We start from the raw sequence: 20,717 nt of genomic DNA, 5'->3' as shown, positions 1-20,717 counted from the left end.
TCGACGTCTTTCAGATCTGGTCCGGCCATTGCCGGGAGGTGTGGAGGACCGCGAGGATTTCGACGCGGCCGTCGCTGACGCGGTAGGGGAGGATATAGGGCGTGCCAGTCACGATGAGTTCGCGGGTTCCATCGCTCCGTCCCGGCCGCCCGATCTCTGGATGGCTGGTCAGCATTGCGGAGCGCTGCTCAACGAGATCAACCAGTGCTGCAGCGGCGGAGCGGCTGTCCTTCGCGATGAAGGCAAAGATCTGGTCGAGCTCGCGCAGTGAGCGTTTCGTCCAGACGAGCCTCACTCCGCCACGGCCTTGTACTTGCGGAACACGGCCTCGACCTCTTCGTCCGTCGCGAACTCGCCGCGATCGGCTTCGGCGATCCCCTCCTTGATCCTCGCGATCTGCCAGGCGTTCAGCGCGACATAGTCCTCGATCGCCTTCGCCGCGATCCAGTTGCGTGAGCGGTCGGTGTCGGCGGCCAGCGCGTCGAGCTTGGCCAGCATCTCGTCGTCGAGGCGGATGGTGAAGGCTGCCGTCATGTCGGTTCACTCCGGTTCAGGATGAACCTTAACATGAACAGCCCTGTCGGTCGATATCAGCGGTGAACGCCGAGCTGGGCGGTCAACCCGCCGTCGATCGGCAGCACGGTGCCGCTGATATAGGCGGCGGGCTCGCTCATCAGGAAGGCGGCGAGGCCGGCGACCTCCTCGGGCTTGGCGAAGCGTCCGGCCGGGATCTGCCCCTGCATCTTTTCGCGATAGGCGGCGTAGGGCGCCATCATGTCGGTGTCGACGAAGCCCGGCGCGATCACGTTGACCGTGACGCCGCGCTTGCCGGTCTCGACGGCGAGCGTCTTGGCATAGGAGATCAAGGCGCCCTTGGAGGCGGCATAGGCGGCGTTCCCGGGATTACCGCGCAGCGCCGCGACCGAGCCGATGGCGACGATGCGGCCGGCCTTGGCGCGGATCATGTTGCGCATCAGGCTCTTGGCGAGGCGGGTGAAGGCCCAGAAATTGACCTGCATCGCGGCTTCCGCCTTGTCCTGCACGATCATCGCGGCCAGCGAATCATAGGGCTGGCCGGCATTGTGGACGAGGCCGAAATAGCTCTCGCCCTCGCGCTCCTCGCAGAAGGCGTCGAGCTCGGCCTTGTCGGAGAGGTCGAGCGACAGGGCGCTGACCGCCCGGCCGGGATGGGCGGTGGCGATCTCCCCGGCCAACGCCTTCGCCTGATCGGCGGAGGAGCGGAAGGTGAAATCGACATCGTGACCGGCCGCGACGAGGGCGCGCACGATCGCGGCGCCGACACCCTTGGCGCCGCCCGTTACCAGAATCTTGGTCATGCGGCCTCCGGAGGCGCCGTCAGCACGAGGCAGGTGTTCTGGCCGCCGAAGCCGAAGGAATTGGAGATGATGGTGCGCACCTTCGCGTCGCGAGCGGTGTTCGGCACGACATCGAGCGTGATCGCCGGGTCCGGATTGGCATAGTTGATCGTCGGCGGAATCTTGCCGTTGGCGATGGTCAGGAACGAGATCACCGCCTCGACGGCGCCGGCCGCCGTCAGCGTATGGCCGATCATCGACTTGTTCGAGGAGATCGGCAGGCTCGCCATGCGCTCGCCGAAGACGGCGGCGCAGCTCATCGCCTCCATCTTGTCGTTCTCCGGCGTCGAGGTGCCGTGGGCGTTGATGTAGTCGACGTCGTCGGGCGTCAGCCCGGCATCGGCCAGCGCGTCCTGCATGGCGAGGATCGCCGGCTTGCCGTCCGGGCTCGAGCGGGTGCGGTGGAAGCCGTCGCCGCGCTCGCCGCAGCCGGCGACGATGCCGAGGATGGTCGCGCCGCGCGCCAGCGCGTGGTCGTAATCCTCCAGCACCAGCGCACCGGCGCCCTCGCCCATGACGAAGCCGTCCCGGTTCTTCGAGAAGGGCTTGGCCGCGCCTTCCGGCGGATCGTTCTGGGTCGAGAGGGCGGAGAGCAGCGAGAAGCGGATCAGCGCCTCGGCATGGATCGAGCCGTCGGTGCCGATGCAGAGCGCGGCCTCAGTGTCGCCGCGGCGGATCGCCTCGACGCCCATCTGGATCGCGGTCGCGCCCGACGAGCAGGCGGTCGAGAGGGAGATCGGCGAGCCCTTGGTCCCGAAGCGGTCGGCAATATGATCGGCGACGCCGCCGAAGACGAAAAGCTCGTGCATCGCGCGGAACTTGCCGGTCTCGGCCGCGCGCAGCAGCCCGTCGTAATCGACGTCGCCTTCGATGGCCTGAGCCATCTCCTGCTTCTGCGGCCATTCCATCTCGACCGGCGGGACGGCCATGAAGAGCTCGCCCGGAAAATCGCCGGAGGTGCCGAGCCCGCTCTGGGTGACGGCTTCTTCCGCCGCCAGCGTCGCCAGCTTCTCGGAGAGCTGGGGGGCGGTGAAGGGCTCGTCGAACAGGAAATCGACGGTGCCACCGATCGTGGTGCGCAAGCCCTCGGTCGGGAAGCGCTCGATGCGGTGGATGCCGGATTGGCCGGCCGTCAGCGCCTTCCAGTTCGTTTCCTTGCCCTGGCCGAGCGAGGTGACGACGCCGAGCCCGGTGACGGCGACGATCGGGCGGCCCTTGGCATCACGATGCGTGGTCATGGCTTCAACCTCTCACGCTTGAACCAGATGCGCGGCGCCTTCGCCGCGCCAATGGCCGGCGCCGGTGACGACCGCCTCCTTCGCCTGCCCAGCCGACAAGGCGATGGCTGCGAGGGCGACGGAGACCGGAAACGCGGCCTCGACGCCATGGCCGACGAGATCGCCCGCCGCGATCCGCTTCGCCGATGGCGCGGCCTTCGCGAGCGCGTTGGCTTCTTCGGCCGTGATGCCGGCGCAGCCTGTCGCTGCCGAAATGGCGAGCGCATCGGCGCCGAGCGGGCCGAAGCCACCGACGAGTCCGGCCAGGGCCGATTCGACCGTGCCGGGCGCACGGCGGCTGCGCGTCGCGCCGGCATGGCTGAGCTTGGCGTAGACCCTGGCGCCGCGTGCGGCGGCCCGCTCGGCCGATTCGAGGACGAGGAAGGCGCCGGCGCTGCCGGTGATCAGGCCCGGAGCCTCCTCGCGCGCGAAGACGGGGGCGAAGCTGCCCTGGCGCAGATAGCCGCCGAGCTCGAAGAGCAGCAGCATGTCGCGGCGCTCGGCATTATAGGCGCCGCCGACCAGCATCAGGTCGGACTGGCCCGAGGCGATGCGGGCGTGGGCGGTGCGGATGGCGTCGACGCCGGCCTGCTCCTCGCCCATGAAGGTGCGCGAGGGACCGGTGACGCCATGGACGATGGCGATGTTGCCGGCGAGCAGGTTGGAGAGCTGGGCGAGGAAGAGCGTGGGGCGCAGATCACCCATCAGGTGCTCGTTGAGATAGGTGCCGGGCTCGTTGGCGCCGCGCAATCCCGTGAGGATGGCGGAATCCACCGCATGGTCGCGCTCGCCGCCGCCGGCGGCGACGATGACCTGCAGCGCGCTCTTGGCCTCGGCATCCTCCTTGATCCCGGCGGAATCGAGGGCGAGGCCGGCGGCGTACACGCCGAGGCGCTGCCAGGGCTCCATCTGGCGCTGGTCGGATTTCTTCGGGATCTGCCGGTCGAGCTCCAGCGCGAGGAGCGGATGGACCGGATAGGGCTTGAAGCTCTCGGTGTCGACGGTCGGCGGGCCGCCTGCGGCGAGTGCCGCGGCATGGACCTCGACGCCTTCGCCGAGGCTGGAGGCGATGCCGATGCCGGTGATGACCACGTCCCGGCGGTTCATCGTCATATCGCTCATGGAGCAGGCTCCGGCTTCAGGCCGATGGCTTCGATGCGGCTCTGCATGAGGGCGCGCATATCGGCGGGGAAGGGCATCAGGCGGAAGCGCAGCTCCGCATCGCAGATCGGCTTGCCGTTGCTCGTCAGCTTCGCCTTCGTCGCGGCATAGCCGGAACCCTCGATCACGAGCTCGGCGCTGGCTTCCAGCTCGGCGTTGGGCTCGACGAAGCTGCGGAAGCGCGCCTTGTCCACGGTCATCAGGAAGGGCATCTGGCTGAGACCGTTGAGGCCGAGCAGCAGATAGCCCGAGGCCTGGGCCATGGTCTCGGTCAGCAGCACGCCAGGAACGAGCGGGTGGCCGGGGAAATGGCCCTCGAAGACCGGGCTTGCGGCCGGGACGGTGGAGCGCGTGACGATGCGCTGCAGCGACGGATCGAAGGAAACGACCCTGTCGATCATGTCGAAATATTCGAGGCGCATGCGATCCTTGACCAGCTGGGCACGCCAGAACGGCGCGCGGCCGCCGTGCGGATCGGTCTGATCCGTTCAGCGGCCTATGCTCTATCGGGAGCGGGGCGCCGGCTCAAGTCCGGCAGCCCCCGCGCAGGCGTTACGCCTTCTTGGCGGCGACGAGGTCGTCGATGCGCTTGCAGAGGTTCTCGAGCACGAAATACTGCTCTGCCGGGGCCTTGCCCTCATTGACCTCCTGCGTCCACTGCTCGAGCGGCAGCTTGATGCCGAAGGCCTTGTCGATCGCGAAGGCGATGTCGAGGAAGGCGAGCGAGTCGATGCCGAGATCGTCGATGGCATGGCTCTGCGGCGTGATCTTCTCACGCGGAATATCGCAGGTTTCCGAAATGATGCCGGCGACCGTCTCGAACGTGGCGGACATGCGGGTGCTCCCGTCTTGAAAGGATGTCGGCGGACGACGTCCGAGCGCGGGATGATCCCTGCGCCTGCCCCAAGTCTCCGCCGAGGATGACTGACCGGCCCCCTTACACCGCGCCGGGCGCGAGGACAACTGGGATGGGTCCCGATACGAGCGCGGCCGGCTTGCGCCGGCCGCGTTGTGACGTTTTGGTCACCGAAGGCCGTGCCGGAAACACGACCTTCGCTGCCAGGATGCTTACGCGGCGAGCCCGCGCAGCACGTATTGCAGGATGCCGGCGTTCTTGAAGTAGTCGATCTCGTCCAGCGTATCGATGCGGCAGAGGATCGGCACCTTCTTCACCGTGCCGTCGGCATAGGTGATCTCGGCTTCCATCATCTGGCGCGGCTTGACGTTGGCCAGCCCGTGGATGGTGACCATCTCGTCGCCCTTCAGGTCGAGCGAGGCCCAGCTCGTGCCCTCCTGCAGGGTGAAGGGCACGACACCCATGCCGACGAGGTTCGAGCGGTGGATGCGCTCGAAGCTCTGGGCGATCACCGCCTTGACGCCGAGGAGGTTGGTGCCCTTCGCCGCCCAGTCGCGCGAGGAGCCGTTGCCGTACTCGACGCCGGCGAAGATCACCAGCGGCACCTTCTCCTGCTTGTACTTCATCGCGGCGTCGTAGATCGGCAGCTCTTCCTTCGACGGGTAGTGGATGGTGTAGCCGCCCTCGCGCCCGTTCGGGCCGAGCATGTGGTTGCGGATGCGGATATTGGCGAAGGTGCCCCGCATCATCACCTCATGGTTGCCGCGGCGCGTGCCGTACTGGTTGAAGTCGGCGACCGCGACGCCATGCTCGGTCAGATAGGCGCCGGCCGGGGAGGCCGCCTTGATCGAACCGGCCGGAGAGATGTGGTCGGTGGTGATCTTGTCGCCGAAGAGGCCGAGGATGCGGGCGCCCTTGATGTCGCCGATCGCGTCCGGCTTCTGGTGCATGCCCTGGAAATAGGGCGGGTTCTGCACATAGGTCGAATCGTCGTCCCAGGCATAGGTCTCGCTCTGCGGGGCGTCGACCGCCTGCCAGTGCGCGTCGCCCTTGAAGACGTCGGCGTACTTCGCCTCGAAGATCGCGCGGGTGACGTTCTGCTGGATGAAGCTCTGGATCTCCTTGTTGGAGGGCCAGATGTCCTTGAGATAGACGTCCTTGCCGTCAGAGCCCTGGCCGAGCGGCTGCGTGGTCAGGTCCATCTGGACCGAGCCGGCCAGCGCATAGGCGACGACCAGCGGCGGCGACGCCAGGTAGTTCGCCTGCACGTCCGGCGAGACGCGGCCTTCGAAGTTGCGGTTGCCGGAGATGACGGCGCCGGCGATCAGGCCCTTGTCGTTGATCGTCTTCGAGATCGGCGCCGGCAGCGGGCCGGAATTGCCGATGCAGGTGGTGCAGCCGAAGCCGACCAGGTTGAAGCCGAGCTTGTCGAGGTCGGTCTGCAGGCCGGACTTGGCCAGATATTCGGCGACGACCTGCGAGCCGGGCGCCAGCGAGGTCTTCACCCAGGGCTTGACCTTGAGGCCCTTGGCGACCGCATTGCGGGCGAGCAGGCCGGCCGCCATCAGCACCGAGGGGTTCGAGGTGTTGGTGCAGGAGGTGATGGCGGCGATGACGACGTCGCCATGGCCGAGATCGAAATCCTCGCCCTCGACCTCAACGCGGCGCGAAAGCTCGCCGCCCTTCTTGTAGTCGCTCTCCATGGCGGCGGCGAAGCCGGCCTTGACGGCGGAGAGGTCGACGCGGCCCTCGGGGCGCTTCGGGCCGGCCATCGAGGGCTGGACCGTCGAGAGATCGAGCTCCAGCGTGTCGGTGAAGACCGGATCGGCCGTCTCGCGGGTGGCGAAGAGCCCTTGAGCCTTGCTGTAGGCATCGACCAGCGCGATGCGCTCCGCCTTGCGGCCGGTGGTGGTGAGATAGTCCAGCGTCTCGGCATCGACCGGGAAGAAGCCGCAGGTCGCGCCGTATTCCGGGCCCATGTTCGCGATGGTCGCGCGGTCGGCCAGGGTCAGATTGTAGAGGCCGGGGCCGAAGAACTCGACGAATTTGCCGACGACGCCCTTCTTGCGCAGCATCTGGGTGACGGTGAGCACGAGATCGGTCGCGGTGATGCCTTCCTTGAGCGCGCCGGTCAGCTTGAAGCCAATGACCTCCGGCAGCAGCATCGACTGCGGCTGGCCGAGCATGGCGGCCTCCGCCTCGATGCCGCCGACACCCCAGCCGAGCACGGCGAGGCCGTTGACCATGGTGGTGTGCGAATCGGTGCCGACGACGGTGTCGGGATAGGCGACCTCGACCTCGGTGCCGTCGATGGTCTCGCTACGGGTCCAGACGGTCTGGGCGAGGTATTCGAGATTGACCTGGTGGCAGATGCCGGTGCCGGGCGGGACGACGCGGAAATTGTCGAAGGCGCCCTGGCCCCATTTGAGGAACTTGTAGCGCTCCGCATTGCGCTCGTATTCGAGCTCGACGTTCTGGGCGAGCGCCTTGGGCGTGCCGAACTCGTCGACGATCACCGAGTGGTCGATGACGAGATCGACGGGAACGAGCGGGTTGATCTTCTGGGCGTCGCCGCCGAGCGCCTTGACGCCGTCGCGCATCGCGGCGAGGTCGACCACCGCCGGCACGCCGGTGAAGTCCTGCATCAGCACGCGGGCCGGGCGGAAGCCGATCTCCTTGCCGGCCTTGCCCTTGTCGTCGAGCCAGCCGACGAAGTTCTCGATATCGGCCTTCGTCACCGAGCGGCCGTCCTCGTTGCGCAGCAGGTTCTCGAGCAGCACCTTCATCGAGAAGGGCAGCTTCGAGATGCCGGGCAGGCCGTTCTTCTCGGCGTCGGGCAGGGAATAATAGGTGTAGCTCTTGCCGCCGACATCGAGTGTCTTGCGGGCCTTGAATGAATCGAGCGAAGCCATGCGGGCAATATCCTGATCAAGGGGTTGCGGTCGCGACCGGCAAGTCTCCAAGGGTTTCTGCCCTTGCGGACGCTGCCGTTCGAAGGCCTAATGCGCGTGGCGCGCGCGCCGCCCCGGGAGTGCCCGGGCCCCGCGCCGGATCGGCGTGCGGCGTAGCCGCGGGTTCTATAGAGCAATTCCAAGAAGCGCGCTACATGAACGAAATGTGGTCGAATGCATCGGCGGCATTGCTGCCTTGACGCAAACTCCGTTCCAGGATTCGCGCCTCCGCGTCGAGAATCTCGCCTGTCGCCGCGGCGGCAGGCTGATTTTCGATGGCGTGAGCCTGTCGCTCGGCAATGGCGAGGCGCTGGCGCTGACCGGCCGCAACGGCGCCGGCAAGTCGAGCCTCATCACCATGCTGTGCGGACGGTTGCGGCCCGATGGCGGCAGCATCCGCATCGAGGGGGCGGATGAGGCGGAACTTCCCGAGCTCAGCCACCTCGTCGGCCACCGCGACGGGCTGAAGACGGCGCTGACGGCGCGGGAGAATCTCGCCTTCGCGCAGGATCTGCTGGGCAGCCCGGCCCTGTCGCCCGAGGCGGCGCTGGAGGCTGTCGGGCTCGCCCATGTCGCCACGCTGCCGGTCGGCTACCTCTCCGCCGGCCAGCGGCGCCGGGTGGCGCTGGCGCGGCTTCTGGTGTCGCGGCGCCCCTATTGGCTGCTCGACGAGCCGATGGCGGCGCTCGATACCGCCTCGCAGGCGATGCTCACCGGGCTGATGCGTGCGCATCTGCTGATGGGCGGCGCGATTCTCGCCGCGACGCATGGGCCGCTCGGGCTGGACGCGGCGCGCGAACTCAGGATCGGGCCGTGAGACGCGCCTTCATCGCCATCCTGAAACGCGATCTGGCGCTGGCGGCGCGTGCCGGCGGCGGCGGCGAGCTCGCGCTCGTCTTCTTCCTGACGCTTGTGGTGCTGGTTCCCTTCGCGCTCGGGCCGGACCTCAACCTGCTGTCGCGGATCGGCCCGGCGATCCTGTGGCTCGGGGCGCTGCTTTCCGTGCTGATCGGGCTCGACCGGCTGTTCCAGAGCGACGAGGAGGACGGCTCGCTCGAGCTGATGCGGGCCTCTGCGCTGCCGTTGGAAGGGGCGGTTCTGGCCAAGGGGCTGGCGCATTGGCTGACCACGGGCCTGCCGCTGGCGCTCGTCTCACCGCTGCTCGGGCTCCTCGTTGCGCTGCCGGGCGAGGCGGTACTGCCGCTCTTCGCCACGCTGCTGGTCGGCACGCCGGCGCTCAGCTTCATCGGCGCGGCCGGCGCGGCACTGGCGGCGAGCCTCAGGCGCGGGGGGCTGATCGTGCCGGTGCTGGTGGCGCCGCTGACGATTCCCGTGCTGATCTTCGGGGTCTCGGCCGCGAATGCGGCGCTCGGCGGAACGGTGCCGTTCCGCACGCCGTTCGTGATCCTGGTCGCGCTGTCGCTGGCGGCGATCGTGGTCGGGACGCTGGCGGCGGCAGCCGCGCTGCGTCAGCCGGAGTGAGCGGCGCCGCGGCCGTGGTGGTCGAGCTCCACGGCGCAGCCGCATTGCGCCGCAAGCCGCGCGACCGTGTCGGCGATGGCATCGAGGCCGATGCCGCCGACATCGTGTTCGCGCTGGATTTCCTCGGCCGTCGCGTAGACGTCTACGACGAGCGACTGGCTCGCTTTCGAGCGAATCGCAAGCTCGACCTCGCGCTGGACCGCGTCGGACAAACGCATTTCCATGGTGGTCCCCCCATCGGTTCCCGACGGTAGAATGCGAGCGCTCGCCCCGCAAGCGGAGAGTTCTGAATCTGTAATATATTCAATGTGATACCGTGGCGCACGCGGTTGACGCAACGGCGCCTTTCGAGCCAAAATCGGAAAAGATCAAGCCTTCGAAGGGCTTGCCTCGGGACTGCCTGATTCGTGCGCCAGCAGCTTCGTGATGTCGCAGCGAGGCTGCGGCGCATTGCCGTGACGGGGCCGGGATTGCTATTGCTGCGGCGCCCGTGCCCGATGGCACCGTTTGCAGATGACATGGCCAGCCTGATCGACCTCGCCAACCCGACGCGCTTCATGCGCTTGTCTTCCGCGCTGCTGCCGTGGCTCGCGGGCGTGTCGGCGCTGCTGCTGGTCGTCGGCTTCTATCTCGCCTGGTTCGTGGCGCCGCCCGATTACCAGCAGGGCGAGACCATCCGCATCATGTTCGTGCACGTGCCGGCGGCCTGGCTCGCCATGATGTTCTACGCGATGATGGCTGTCTCGGCGCTGGGCACGCTGGTCTGGCGCCACCCGCTCGCCGATGTCGCGCAGAAGGCGGCGGCGCCGATCGGCGCCTGCTTCGCGCTGATCTGCCTGGTCACCGGGGCGCTCTGGGGCAAGCCGATGTGGGGCACCTACTGGGTCTGGGATGCCAGGCTGACCTCGGTCCTGATCCTGTTCCTGGTCTATCTCGGGATCATCGCGCTCTGGCGCGTGCTCGACGACCCCTCGCGGGCGGGGCGGGCGGTCGCGATCCTGACGCTGATCGGCTTCGTCAACGTGCCGATCATCAAGTTCTCGGTCGACTGGTGGAATACGCTGCACCAGCCGGCCTCGGTCTTCCGCATGGGCGGCTCGACCATCGATGGCTCCATGCTCTGGCCGCTGCTGATCCTGGCCTTGGGTTTCACGCTCTTCGCGCTGACGCTGCACATGCTGGCGATGCGCGCCGAGATCATGCGCCGGCGCGTGCGCACCCTGACGATCCTCGAGGCCGAGCGGCTCGACCGGCTGTCGGCGCAGGGAGCGCCGGCATGACCGCGCTGGCCACGAGCCTCGGGCCGCATGCCGGCTTCATCCTCGCCGCCTATGCGGCGGTCGCCGTCGTCCTCACCGGGCTGACGCTCTCGATCATCCGCGATCACCGTGCGCAGAAGCGGGCTCTCGCCGCGCTGGAGCAGCGCGGCGCCGGGCGCCGCCGCCAGGGTGGAGAGGCGGCATGAGTTCGGCGGGCACCGAACAGCAGGCGAAGACGACGATGGAAGGCGAGGCCGCGCCGCGGCGCCGTTCGCCGCTCCTGTTCCTGGTGCCGCTGATCCTGTTCGGCGGCCTCGCCATCATCTTCGGGATCGGGCTGTTCTCCGGCGATGCGAGCCGCGTGCCCTCGGCGCTGATCGGCAAGACCGCGCCGGCGATCGCGCTGACGCCGGTCGAGGGTCTGGCGCGGGGCGGCCAGCCGGTCCCGGCTTTCGGCAATGCCGATCTGGGTCAGGGCCGGGCGACGCTGGTCAACGTCTTCGCGAGCTGGTGCGCGCCCTGCAAGGTCGAGCATCCCGTGCTCGTCGGCCTGTCGCAGACGGATGCGGTGAAGCAGGGCAAGGTCGCGCTGGTCGGGATGAACTACAAGGACGAGGCCGAGAATGCCCGCCGCTTCCTTGGCGCGCTCGGCAACCCCTTCTCGGCGGTGGGCGCCGACAAGGGCGGCCGCGCCGCGATCGAATGGGGCGTCTACGGCGTGCCGGAGACTTTCCTGATCGGCCCGGACGGGCGCATCCTCGACAAGCATGTCGGCCCGCTGGATCAGGCGGCGGCGGCGAGGCTGCTCCAGCGCGCGCTGAAGGGAAGCTGACGAACAGCCGTCATGCTCGGGCTTGGCCCGAGCATCTCTTCAACCGGCGCCTTCTTGTCGTGAGATTCTCGGGTCTGCGCTTCGCTTCGCCCGAGAATGACGGCTTGTGGCGCTGGTTTCAGGCGGCCTTGGCCGCGACGAGGCTCTCGAACAGGCCGCGCCCGTCGGTGCCCCCGACCAGCGAATCGATCAGGTTTTCCGGGTGCGGCATCAGGCCGAGCACGTTGAAGCCCTGCGAATAGATGCCGGCGATGTTGTTGAGCGAGCCGTTCGGGTTCGCCTCAGCCGTGACCTGGCCCTGCGCATCGGCATAGCGGAAGGCAATGAGGCCCTCGCCTTCGAGGCGGGCCAGCGTCTCGGGGTCGGCGATGTAGTTGCCCTCGCCATGGGCGATGCAGACGTCGATGGCCTGGCCCTTGGCGTAGGCGCGGGTATAGGGCGTGTCGTTGCGCTCGACCGTGAGGTGCTGGCGCTTGCAGACGAATTTCAGATGGGCGTTGCGCACGAGGATGCCGGGCAGCAGCCCCGCCTCGCAGGCGATCTGGAAGCCGTTGCAGATGCCCAGCACATAGCCGCCGCGCGCAGCATGGGCGCGGGTGGCGTCCATGATATGGGCGCGGCCGGCGATGGCGCCGGTGCGCAGATAGTCGCCATAGGAGAAGCCGCCCGGCAGCACGACGAGATCGGTCCCACCAGGCAGTTCGGTATCGGCATGCCAGACATGGCTGACGGTGGCACCGGCCTGCTTCAGCGCCTTGGCGACGTCGCCGTCACGGTTGGAGCCCGGAAAGGTGATGACGGCCGCTTTCATCGGTCAGGCTCCGATCTCGACGCGGTAGTTCTCGATCACGGTGTTGGCGAGGAGCTTTTCGCAGGCGGCCTTCAGCGCCGCCTCGGCGGCGGCCTTGTCTGCGGTCGCAAGCTCGATGTCGAAGACCTTGCCCTGACGCACCGAACCGACGCCGTCGATGCCGAGCGACTTCAGCGCGCCCTCGATCGCCTTGCCCTGCGGATCGAGCACGCCGGTCTTCAGGGTGACGGTGACGCGGGCTTTCATGGCATTCTCCGAGCGCGGGCTGTTTGCGGGTGCCTTAGAGCATGTTCCGCAAAAGTGGAAACCACTTTTGCGATCAGGGCATGCTCAGCTTGCTGGTTCTGTGCGAATCGGGGAGGGCTCAGCCGTTTCCGGCGGTTTCACGTGAATCAGCGGCTGTGCCAGGCGGCTTGCGCCTCGCGCTTGGCCGCCTCGGCCTCGTCGCTGACTGCGAGCGCGACGACGAGGCGGTCGTTCTCGCGGGCGTAGAGGATTGCCGTGACGCCTTGCCGGGAGGGCACATCCTTGGCGCGGATCGTGACGAGGACGCCCTTGGCATCGGCGGTATCGAAGCGCGCATAGTCGGTCACGCTGCGTTCCGGTGCCGGCTTTTGAGGCTTCTTGCCGGATTTGCGCTGTTCGGCTGCCTTGGCAGCCGCCTTCTCCGCCTTGAGCCGCGCGAAGGAGCGGGCGAGTTCGGCCGGATTTTCCGAGAGCGCCTGCTCCATGCGGCGGGCCTCGGCGCCCTCGAAGGAAACGACGGCGGCAAAGCCCTGGCGGGGGCAGGCGTCGCGCGGGCAGAACACCATCGCGCGGGCTTCGAGCCCGTCATTCAGCACCCAGGAGCCGATCGGCAGACGGTGCCAGCCGGCCGATGCCGGCAATTCGGCGATGCCGGCGCCGTACTGGTCGGCGCAGCCGCCGAGCAGGAGGCTCGCCACGAGGAACAGGGGCGCGACATGAAAACGGGAGCGCATGCGCTCCCGCTTCGATTGCGATTGTGGCCGGGTGACGGCGCTCACTGCACGAGGCGCGGGCCGCTCTGGCCGGGGTTTTCGTTCTCGCCGAGAATGCCGAGGCGCCGGGCGACTTCCGAATAGGCCTCGATCAGGCCGCCCATGTCGCGGCGGAAGCGATCCTTGTCCATCTTGTCCTTCGACTTGATGTCCCAGAGCCGGCAGGAATCGGGGCTGATCTCGTCGGCGACGACGATGCGCATCATCTCGCCTTCCCAGAGGCGGCCCGTCTCCATCTTGAAGTCGACGAGGCGGATGCCGGCGCCGAGGAAGAGGCCGGAGAGGAAGTCGTTGACGCGGATGGCGAGCGCCATGATGTCGTCGATCTCCTGCGGCGTCGCCCAGCCGAAGGCGGTGATGTGCTCTTCCGAGACCATCGGATCGTTCAGCGCGTCGTTCTTGTAATAGAACTCGATGATCGAGCGCGGGAGCTGCGTGCCTTCCTCGAGGCCGAGGCGGGTCGAGAGCGAGCCGGCGGCGACATTGCGCACGCAGATCTCGAGCGGGATGATCTCGACCTCGCGGATGAGCTGCTCGCGCATGTTCAGCCGGCGGATGAAATGCGTGGGAACGCCGATGTCGTTGAGGTTCGAGAAGATGTGCTCGGAGATGCGGTTGTTGAGCACGCCCTTGCCGTCGATCACCTCGTGTTTCTTCGCATTGAAGGCGGTGGCGTCGTCCTTGAAATGTTGGATCAGCGTACCGGGCTCCGGCCCCTCATAGAGGACCTTCGCCTTGCCTTCGTAGATGCGACGGCGGCGATTCATGGGGATGTACCGTGGCTTGAGGAAATCCAAAGGTCGGCCCTTCACTGGACGCGATGACTGTCGCGGCGGGATCTTGGCCCCTGATCGTGTCGGCCGGTTCGCCCCGGTCCAGGCGATCCGTCGGGGATCGCGGACCGGCGTCGAGCCGGTTTCTCGCTTCGCGCCGAAGGGCGCCATGCGCCTGCTATATGGAGTGTCTCGCCCGCAAACGCAACAAATCGCCTCCGGCCCCGCTGCCGGATGGCTGAAAGCCCTTAAAAGCGTCCTCGCCCGCGGCCGAGACTGGCTCTTGCCGGGGCGCCGCCCTATATGAGGGACGACGACGCCATCTCAAGCCCCGCACAGGAGCCCGACGCCGCATGACGACCTTCGACCAGCGCAAGGACGCCTTCGAGAACAAGTTCGCCCATGACGAGGAGCTGCGCTTCAAGGCTACCGCACGGCGCAACAAGCTGCTCGGACTCTGGGCGGCGGAGAAGCTGGGCAAGAGCGGCGCCGAGGCGGACGCCTATGCCAAGGCGGTCGTCGTGGCCGATTTCGAGGAGGCCGGCGAGGAGGACGTGCTGCGCAAGGTGAAGAACGATTTCACGCTGGGCGATGTCGCGGTGCCGGAGACGGAGATCCGCCGGGTGATGGCCGAGCTGCTGATCCAGGCGGCGGAAGAGATTCAGGCCGGGCGTTAGTGCCCTTTAAAAGCTTGCAACCGCTTTTTGGGCTGATGCCCGGGCCGCCTCCCGGTTTACGCAAGGCGAGATTGAAACGGGCGCATGGGCGCCCGTTTGCTTTTTGGGGCGCCGCCGGTCCACCTTGCAGACGCCCGCCATTCGTCGAGAGCGGGCTTCCAAGCGGATCACCCCATCATGGCCAAGCCCACCGTCCTGTCCTCCCTCGCCGATCGCTTCGCGAAAGGCGGGACCGTCGTCTCGGCCTGGTGCGGCCTGCCCGACCCGTCGGTCTCCGCCATTCTCGCGCAGGAGGATTTCGATGCGGTCACGCTCGACATGCAGCATGGGCCGATCACGCTCGGCGAGGTCATCCGCGCGATCCCGCTGATCAATGCGGCCGGCAAGCCGGCGATCGCCCGCATCCCGGTCGGCGAGTTCCAGAACGTCTCGAAGCTGTTCGATTCCGGCGTCTCCGGGGTGATCGCGCCGATGATCAACACCATGGAGGATGCGCGCCGCTTCGCCGCCTACTCCAAATATCCGCCGCTCGGCGAGCGCAGCTGGGGCAGCTATGGCGGGCTTGGCGCCTCCGGCCTCGACCAGAACAGCTATCTCAGGCAGGCCAACGGCTTCTCCATGACCTTCGCCATGATCGAGACGCGCGAGGCGATGGCGATCGTCGACGACATCCTGGCGTTGGAGGGGATCGATGCGCTCTTCGTGGGCCCCTCGGACCTTTCGATCGCCCTGTTCGGCGGTGCGAAGGTCGATGCGGCCGCGCGCGAGGTGGACGAGGCGCTGAAGCATGTCGTGGCCCGGGCCTCGGCGGTGAACAAGCCGGTGGCGCTCTATGCCGGGACCGCGGAGCGCGCCAAGGCCGGCCTCGCCATGGGCGCGCGCATGGTCACGGTGATGAGCGACAGCGGGATGCTGCGCGCCGGTGCGCAGACGGCGTTGAAAATCGCCCGCGGCTGATTTTCGGGACTTGGAACTACGCGGTCATCCCGGATCTCCGCTTCGCTGCGTCCGGGATGATCCGTGTTCTCGTGGAAAAGCAGCATACCTAAGCGTTGATGCCTTCGCGCCGCTTCAGCACGGCGTAATAGGCCCAGAGCAGGCGCGCGGCGACGCCGCGCCAGGGCCGCCAGGCCTCCGCCATCGCCGCGAGCTCGGCAGGTTTCGGCCTGGCCGTGAGGGCGAAGGCATGGCGGGCCGCCTCCTGGATCGCGAGGTCGCCGGCGGCGAAGCCGTCGCGATGGCCGAGGCAGAACAGCAGATAGACATCCGCCGTCCAGGGGCCGATGCCGGAGATCGCGGTCATCTCGGCATGGACCTCCTCGGGGCTCATGCCTTCGAGCGCCTCGAAGGTGAGACGCTTTTCGGCGAGCGCCGCCGCCAGCGCCAGCAGCGTGCGCTGCTTCGGCCGGGACAGCCCCGAGAGGCGCATGTCGTCATCGGTCGCGGCCAGCAGGCGCTCGGGCGTCAGCGGCACGAAGACGCTCTCGAAGCGGTTCCAGACCGCCCGCGCGCTCGCCACGGACAATTGCTGGGAGACGATGATGCCAGCAAGCCCAATGAGGCCGCCCTCGCGCAGCCGGAGCGGCGGCAGGCCGGTGCGGTCGATGATGGCGCGCCAATGCGGATGCCGCGCGGCGAGCGCGGCCATGCCTTCTTCGAGATCGGCGTTGCAGGTGATTCGTTCGGTCATGGGCGTCAGGATGGCTGGCAGGCAGGACGCTTCCCGTCAGCAGCGACTTGGCCCCGGCGGATGGCGCTTCTGGAGCATTCCCGCGTTTCTCCGAATCGCGGGAATGCTCCATCTCTTTGTTTTATCGCATTTTCTTCACGCGAACCGGTGTCCACTTCGCTCGAAAATGCTCTAGAACCACATATCTCAAGATCGAACCGATGGCCGCATATCCACCCGATTGCCGCAAGCCTCCCTGCCAGCCGGTCTTCCGCTTCGCGCCGAGCCCGAACGGGCGCTTGCATCTCGGCCATGCCCTGTCGGCCCTGACCAACGAAGCGCTGGCGCGGCGCTTCGACGGGCGGCTCCTGCTGCGGATCGAGGATATCGATCTCGGCCGCTGCCGGCCGGACTATGTCGATGGCATCCTCGAGGATCTCGATTGGCTCGGCATCCGCTTCGAGCCATCGGTCCGCCGACAATCGGAGCATTTCGGCGATTACGGACGGGCGCTCGCGTCGTTGCAGGCACGTGGACTGGTCTACCCCTGTTTCTGCTCGCGGCAGGAGATCAAGGCGGCGGTCGCTGCGTGCGAGGCCGAAAACGGGAAATCCTGGCCGGTCGATCCGGACGGCGCGCCGCTCTATCCCGGTTTTTGCAAGGGGCTCGACAAGGCGGAAGCGGAGCATCGGATCGCTGCCGGCGAGCCGCATGTGCTACGCCTCGACATGGCGCGAGCCTTGTCACAAGCCGGGGATGGCCTGGGCTACGAGCTGTTCGATGAGGCAGGCCGCCGCTGCTTCGTGCCGGCGCAGCCCGCTCGCTGGGGCGATGTCGTGCTCGCGCGCAAGGACGTGCCGACGAGCTATCATCTCGCGGTCGTCACCGATGACGCCTTGCAGGGCGTCAGCCATGTCGTGCGCGGCCGGGATCTCGAGGCTGCGACAGACGTTCATGTCGTGCTGCAGCGCCTGCTCGGCCTGCCGACGCCGCTCTATCATTTCCACGCATTGCTGATCGACGCGGACGGCCGCAAGCTCGCCAAGAGTCGCGCCTCCGAAAGCCTGGCGGAGTTGCGGGCGCAAGGCGTCACCGCCGCCGCGATCAGGCAGCGGCTGGGTTTTGCCTGAAGGTCGGAATGCGGGCGGGCTCGCCGCGTGGGGCTACCCGACGCCGAGAAACGTCAGCCAGGCGGCCGTGCTGAAGAGCGACAGCAAGGTGGACAGGGTGATCGCGCTCGAGGCGTCGGCCACGCCCTGCCGATAGCGCTCGGCGAAGAGATAGGCGTTGATCCCGCAGGGGCAGGCGGCAAAGAGCACGGCGACGCCGGACCAGTGCGCCGGCATCTCGAAGATCCGGGTCGCGAGCCAGTAGACCAGCAGCGGGTGGAGGCCGAGCTTGAGGCCGCTGAGCACGGTCGGCAAAGCGAGGCCCGATTCCAGCCCATAGCGGCGCATGGCGATGCCGAGGCTGATCAGCGCGCAGGGCACGGCCGCACCGGCCAGCAGATCGACCAGCGTCCAGAAGGGCTCCGGTATCTGCGCCACGAAGGGCCGCACGATCGAGCCGAGGATGATGCCGATGATGATCGGATGGGTGAAGAGGCGCTTGATCAGGAGCGGAATCGAGGCCGTGCGTCCTTCGGCCAGCAGGGTCGCGACCGTCATCGTCACCGGCAGATGGACGGCCAGAAGCAGGCCGAGCGGCACGGCGCCGGCATCGCCATAGGCCTTCAGGATCATCGGGACGCCGACGAAGACCGTGTTCGACTGCGCGGCGGCGAAGCCGGACACGACCAGCTCAGGCCCTTTCCGGGCGAAGAAGCGGCTGGCGATCAGCATCGCCAGCGCCCAGACCACGGCGAGCCCGGCGAAATAGGCGATCCAGTAGCCCCAGGGCTGGGTCGCCGGGATATCCGCCTTGGCCAAGGTGCGGAAGAGCAGGCAGGGCACGGCGAGGACGAAGACGAAGTCGGAGAGGCCCTCGCCGGTCGTCTCGCGCAGGAGCTTCGTCCACCGGGCGAAATAGCCCAGTCCGATCAGCCCGAAGACGGGCAGGACGACAAGCAGGGAAGCGAGCATGGGTCAGGGTCACGCCGCGAGGACAGGAAGCCGTTTCGCGGTGTCGCCTTTATCGGCTCATGTCAACTGGCGAAAGCAGAGCGCGCCGCGTTTTGCCGGCGCGCCATGCGTTCAGCGCAACTGTGCGACGGTGCCCCCCGCCTTCTCGATCAATCCGCGGACCTCGTCGCGCTGGCGCTTGAACTCGGCCAGCGTCGGGCCCTGCAGCTCGCGCCCGCGCGGCACGCGGATCTTGAGCGGGTTCACGAAATTGCCGTTGACCAGCACCTCGTAATGCAGATGCGGGCCGGTGGAGAGGCCGGTGGTGCCGATGTAGCCGATGACCTGGCCCTGGCGGACCTTGGCCCCCGGCACGATGCCGGGGGCGAAGTTCGACTGGTGCGAATAGGTCGTGACATAGCCGTTGGCGTGCTGGATCTCGGTGTGCTTGCCATAGCCCGAGGACCAGCCGGCCTTGAGCACCGTGCCGTTGCCGGCGGCGAGGATCGGCGTGCCGATGCGGTTGGCCCAGTCGATGCCGGTATGCATCTTCGAATAGCGCATGATCGGGTGGTAGCGCATGCCGAAGCCGGAGCGCAGCTCGCCTTCCGCGACCGGCTTGCGCAGCAGGAACTTCTTCAGCGATTTGCCGTCATCGTCGAAATAATCGATCAGCCCGTCTTCCGGCGACTGGTAGCGATAGACGCGGCGGGTCTCGCCGTTGACGGTGAGGCTGGCGGAGAGGATCTCGGACCGCTCGCCTTCCTCTTCCTCGGTGTAGATCACTTCCAGATTGTCGCCGCCATGGATGCGCTGCTGGAAATCGAGATCATAGGAGAAGATGCGCACGAGATCGTCGACGAGCGGCCGGGGCAGGTCGTGGCGGGCCGCCGTCTCGTAGAGGCTCTCATAGAGCCGGGCGCCGCCGGAATCCTCGTCTTCCTCCTCGCTCTCGACATTGCGCCGCTCGCCGCGCTGGGGCGTGGCCGCCTCCGGGATGTTGACGGCAACGAAGGCGCCCTTGTCGTTCATCGCGATGATGCCGTCCGGCTGGCCGTTGGTGAGCAGCGAGACGCGCATGATCTGGCGCGCGTCGCCCGCGCCCGGTCCCGGCGCATAGAGCACCTGGAGGACCTGCCCGTCGGGCAGGGGCGCGGTCTTCACCTTGCCGCCGAAGGCGGTGATCATGGTCCGGATCTGCTCCGGCTGGGCGCCGGCGCCGCGCATCACCTGCTCGAAATTCTCGCCGCGCTTGGCCATCACCAGCTTGTCCTCGACCTCCGGCTCGCGCGAGGCCGGGATCGGGGTCTTGGGCGCATTGGTGACGTTCTCGGGAACGACGCGGACCTCGATGCCCGAAAAGCGCGTATCGGTCGCGGGCGCATAGCCGAGGATGTCGCCATTGACGGGGGCCGCCCCGGTCAAGGTGCGGCTCAGCATGAGCTGCGGCGGGATCGGCAGGGCGCGCTGGCGGCCGGAGGCGACGTTGGCGCGCTCCTCCTCGATCTGCGACACGACCTCGCTGTCGCCGAGCTGCGGCTTGCCCGGCGGAATGACGATGTCGGCGAGGTCACGCTTGACGATGGTGACGTCGGCGTCGGCGGTGTCCTGGGCCGGCTCGGCATAGCGCTCGTCCGGCTGGCCGCCCTCGGCGAAGAGCCGCAACGGGTTGAAGGGCGGGATGTTGGTGGCATAGACGCCGGTGGTCAGCGACAGGTTGGTGGCGAGCCGCACGAAGGGCCTGACGCGGATGACCTCGCGGTCTCCGACACGTTGCGACATCGGCGCGCGCATCGTGTGGCGCGCCGCGAGAACCGGCTGATCGGCGACGAGCTTGTCGGCCTTGCGGGCGCCGCCGCCGTCCCCCGCCGCCGAGGAGGCACGGACCGCGACCATCTCGGGCTGCTCGGGATAGCTGGTGTCGCCGCGCATTGCGACCAGGATCGCCGCGCCGAGCAGCGCCGCGCCGCAGGAGCCGACGAGCGCGCAGGCGAAAAGCCAGCGCAGCGAGACGCCACGCCGGTCGAGCGGCTGCTGGCGCGAATCGACCGGGAGAATGGGCGGCTCGATCCCGAGATCGACCAGCAAAGCCGCTGCCTCGGGGGCAAGCGGCTCGACCGGTTGGGCGAACTCGGGATGGGCGTTCATCGTGTGCTGTCTTGACCTTGATCGCGAACCCCGCCGGAGCGAGGCGGTCTTGAGCGCGCTCTGAACGAAGGTGTCCCGAGAACATGCCCGTGTCGGCAGCCGGAATCAATCCGCCCTGCCGTCCGCCCCTGTGCCGGCGGAATGCGGCTGTTTTGCGAAACCAGAGGTCTTCGCGCGCGCAATGCGCTCACGCACAACGCGCGCGTACCAAATAAAAAAGATGCGCAGGGCCGGCAGGGGGCGTTCCGAGGAAATCGAACAGGTCCGTCAAAAAAAGTTCATCGAGCGTGTTGACATGTCTCGGGGGTCCCGCCTATAAACCGCCCATCGAGACGGCGCCGCCGCTGAGCGGCGCCTCTTCTGCGC

General features: G+C 67.6%; 24 protein-coding genes. 8 read left to right on the top strand and 16 right to left on the bottom strand.

Features of this window, described 5'->3' with window-relative positions; genetic code table 11:
* Positions 1-10 precede the first annotated feature (10 nt).
* From AB6806_RS24430 to acnA, 8 genes are all read right to left on the bottom strand, one after another.
* Positions 11-295, bottom strand: a complete 285-nt coding sequence (locus tag AB6806_RS24430; RefSeq protein ID WP_038358131.1) for a type II toxin-antitoxin system RelE/ParE family toxin — start codon at positions 293-295, stop codon at positions 11-13.
* A complete protein-coding gene (locus AB6806_RS24425) occupies positions 292-534 on the bottom strand; it encodes a CopG family ribbon-helix-helix protein (protein ID WP_038358129.1) in 243 nt (80 codons plus the stop codon). Before AB6806_RS24425 ends, AB6806_RS24430 begins: the two co-directional genes overlap by 4 nt.
* 56 nt (positions 535-590) lie before the next feature.
* Complete coding sequence (locus tag AB6806_RS24420) at positions 591-1,337, bottom strand: SDR family NAD(P)-dependent oxidoreductase (protein WP_142023444.1); 747 nt, start codon at positions 1,335-1,337, stop codon at positions 591-593.
* Positions 1,334-2,614: a beta-ketoacyl-ACP synthase gene (locus tag AB6806_RS24415; RefSeq protein ID WP_113254770.1), complete on the bottom strand. Its 1,281-nt coding sequence runs from the start codon at positions 2,612-2,614 to the stop codon at positions 1,334-1,336. The genes AB6806_RS24420 and AB6806_RS24415 overlap by 4 nt, the downstream gene beginning before the upstream one ends.
* Before the next feature lie 12 nt (positions 2,615-2,626).
* Positions 2,627-3,775, bottom strand: a complete 1,149-nt coding sequence (locus AB6806_RS24410) for a beta-ketoacyl-ACP synthase (protein ID WP_370955741.1) — start codon at positions 3,773-3,775, stop codon at positions 2,627-2,629.
* Positions 3,772-4,236, bottom strand: coding sequence for a 3-hydroxyacyl-ACP dehydratase FabZ family protein (locus AB6806_RS24405; RefSeq protein ID WP_038358124.1), 465 nt, complete (start codon positions 4,234-4,236; stop codon positions 3,772-3,774). Before AB6806_RS24405 ends, AB6806_RS24410 begins: the two co-directional genes overlap by 4 nt.
* Positions 4,237-4,366: 130 nt before the next feature.
* Positions 4,367-4,648, bottom strand: a complete 282-nt coding sequence (locus AB6806_RS24400; protein WP_038358122.1) for an acyl carrier protein — start codon at positions 4,646-4,648, stop codon at positions 4,367-4,369.
* A 234-nt stretch (positions 4,649-4,882) separates the two neighbouring features.
* Positions 4,883-7,582: an aconitate hydratase AcnA gene (gene acnA, locus AB6806_RS24395; protein WP_038358120.1), complete on the bottom strand. Its 2,700-nt coding sequence runs from the start codon at positions 7,580-7,582 to the stop codon at positions 4,883-4,885.
* Between the two features lie 235 nt (positions 7,583-7,817).
* Here acnA and ccmA point away from each other — a divergent pair, with 235 nt between their 5' ends.
* Both ccmA and ccmB read left to right on the top strand, forming a co-directional pair.
* Positions 7,818-8,438 carry a heme ABC exporter ATP-binding protein CcmA gene (ccmA, locus tag AB6806_RS24390; RefSeq protein ID WP_370955740.1) on the top strand — a complete coding sequence of 207 codons (621 nt, stop codon included), beginning with the start codon at positions 7,818-7,820 and terminating at the stop codon, positions 8,436-8,438.
* The gene (ccmB, locus tag AB6806_RS24385) at positions 8,435-9,103 is read left to right on the top strand and encodes a heme exporter protein CcmB (protein ID WP_370955739.1); all 669 of its coding nucleotides are present in this window, start codon (positions 8,435-8,437) and stop codon (positions 9,101-9,103) included. The genes ccmA and ccmB overlap by 4 nt, the downstream gene beginning before the upstream one ends.
* On the opposite strand, the gene AB6806_RS24380 is transcribed toward ccmB, so the two are convergent.
* Positions 9,091-9,327: a hypothetical protein gene (locus AB6806_RS24380; protein WP_113254767.1), complete on the bottom strand. Its 237-nt coding sequence runs from the start codon at positions 9,325-9,327 to the stop codon at positions 9,091-9,093. The genes ccmB and AB6806_RS24380 overlap by 13 nt on opposite strands.
* A gap of 294 nt (positions 9,328-9,621) precedes the next feature.
* Between AB6806_RS24380 and AB6806_RS24375 the strand changes: the two genes are divergently transcribed.
* Genes AB6806_RS24375 through AB6806_RS24365 form a run of 3 tightly spaced genes read left to right on the top strand, consistent with a single transcriptional unit; the run spans position 9,622 to position 11,194 of the window.
* Complete coding sequence (locus AB6806_RS24375) at positions 9,622-10,383, top strand: heme ABC transporter permease (RefSeq protein WP_370955738.1); 762 nt, start codon at positions 9,622-9,624, stop codon at positions 10,381-10,383.
* A complete protein-coding gene (gene ccmD, locus AB6806_RS24370; RefSeq protein WP_038358112.1) occupies positions 10,380-10,568 on the top strand; it encodes a heme exporter protein CcmD in 189 nt (62 codons plus the stop codon). Before AB6806_RS24375 ends, ccmD begins: the two co-directional genes overlap by 4 nt.
* Positions 10,565-11,194 (top strand): DsbE family thiol:disulfide interchange protein, encoded by a 630-nt coding sequence (locus AB6806_RS24365; RefSeq protein WP_248312799.1) that lies wholly within the window; start codon positions 10,565-10,567, stop codon positions 11,192-11,194. Before ccmD ends, AB6806_RS24365 begins: the two co-directional genes overlap by 4 nt.
* 118 nt (positions 11,195-11,312) lie before the next feature.
* Here the strand turns inward: AB6806_RS24365 and purQ are convergent, their stop codons facing one another.
* The 4 genes from purQ to purC form a co-directional block, all read right to left on the bottom strand.
* Positions 11,313-12,005: a phosphoribosylformylglycinamidine synthase subunit PurQ gene (purQ, locus tag AB6806_RS24360; RefSeq protein ID WP_370955737.1), complete on the bottom strand. Its 693-nt coding sequence runs from the start codon at positions 12,003-12,005 to the stop codon at positions 11,313-11,315.
* Positions 12,006-12,008: 3 nt separating this feature from the next.
* On the bottom strand, positions 12,009-12,251 hold the full coding sequence (purS, locus tag AB6806_RS24355; RefSeq protein WP_038358108.1) for a phosphoribosylformylglycinamidine synthase subunit PurS: 243 nt from the start codon (positions 12,249-12,251) through the stop codon (positions 12,009-12,011).
* Between the two features lie 146 nt (positions 12,252-12,397).
* Positions 12,398-12,985, bottom strand: coding sequence for a hypothetical protein (locus tag AB6806_RS24350; RefSeq protein WP_142023440.1), 588 nt, complete (start codon positions 12,983-12,985; stop codon positions 12,398-12,400).
* Between the two features lie 41 nt (positions 12,986-13,026).
* The gene (gene purC, locus AB6806_RS24345) at positions 13,027-13,821 is read right to left on the bottom strand and encodes a phosphoribosylaminoimidazolesuccinocarboxamide synthase (protein WP_038358105.1); all 795 of its coding nucleotides are present in this window, start codon (positions 13,819-13,821) and stop codon (positions 13,027-13,029) included.
* 329 nt (positions 13,822-14,150) lie between these two features.
* Here purC and AB6806_RS24340 point away from each other — a divergent pair, with 329 nt between their 5' ends.
* A complete protein-coding gene (locus tag AB6806_RS24340; RefSeq protein WP_038358103.1) occupies positions 14,151-14,474 on the top strand; it encodes a DUF1476 domain-containing protein in 324 nt (107 codons plus the stop codon).
* A 177-nt stretch (positions 14,475-14,651) separates the two neighbouring features.
* Positions 14,652-15,431, top strand: coding sequence for an HpcH/HpaI aldolase family protein (locus AB6806_RS24335; protein WP_142023439.1), 780 nt, complete (start codon positions 14,652-14,654; stop codon positions 15,429-15,431).
* A gap of 88 nt (positions 15,432-15,519) precedes the next feature.
* On the opposite strand, the gene AB6806_RS24330 is transcribed toward AB6806_RS24335, so the two are convergent.
* The gene (locus AB6806_RS24330) at positions 15,520-16,164 is read right to left on the bottom strand and encodes a DNA-3-methyladenine glycosylase family protein (protein ID WP_142023438.1); all 645 of its coding nucleotides are present in this window, start codon (positions 16,162-16,164) and stop codon (positions 15,520-15,522) included.
* Between the two features lie 200 nt (positions 16,165-16,364).
* Between AB6806_RS24330 and gluQRS the strand changes: the two genes are divergently transcribed.
* Positions 16,365-17,273: a tRNA glutamyl-Q(34) synthetase GluQRS gene (gene gluQRS, locus AB6806_RS24325; RefSeq protein ID WP_142023436.1), complete on the top strand. Its 909-nt coding sequence runs from the start codon at positions 16,365-16,367 to the stop codon at positions 17,271-17,273.
* Positions 17,274-17,306: 33 nt separating this feature from the next.
* Here the strand turns inward: gluQRS and AB6806_RS24320 are convergent, their stop codons facing one another.
* Together AB6806_RS24320 and AB6806_RS24315 are read right to left on the bottom strand one after the other, a co-directional pair.
* On the bottom strand, positions 17,307-18,224 hold the full coding sequence (locus AB6806_RS24320) for an AEC family transporter (RefSeq protein WP_038358097.1): 918 nt from the start codon (positions 18,222-18,224) through the stop codon (positions 17,307-17,309).
* Between the two features lie 111 nt (positions 18,225-18,335).
* Complete coding sequence (locus AB6806_RS24315; RefSeq protein ID WP_081925054.1) at positions 18,336-20,351, bottom strand: M23 family metallopeptidase; 2,016 nt, start codon at positions 20,349-20,351, stop codon at positions 18,336-18,338.
* Positions 20,352-20,717: the final 366 nt, after the last annotated feature.

Origin of the sequence: Allobosea sp. RCC_152_1, from assembly GCF_041360765.1 — a bacterium.
In the GTDB taxonomy this organism is placed as follows: domain Bacteria; phylum Pseudomonadota; class Alphaproteobacteria; order Rhizobiales; family Beijerinckiaceae; genus Allobosea; species Allobosea spartocytisi.
The sequence above is the reverse complement of the archived record's forward strand: the minus strand, read 5'-3'. Positions and strand labels throughout refer to the sequence as shown.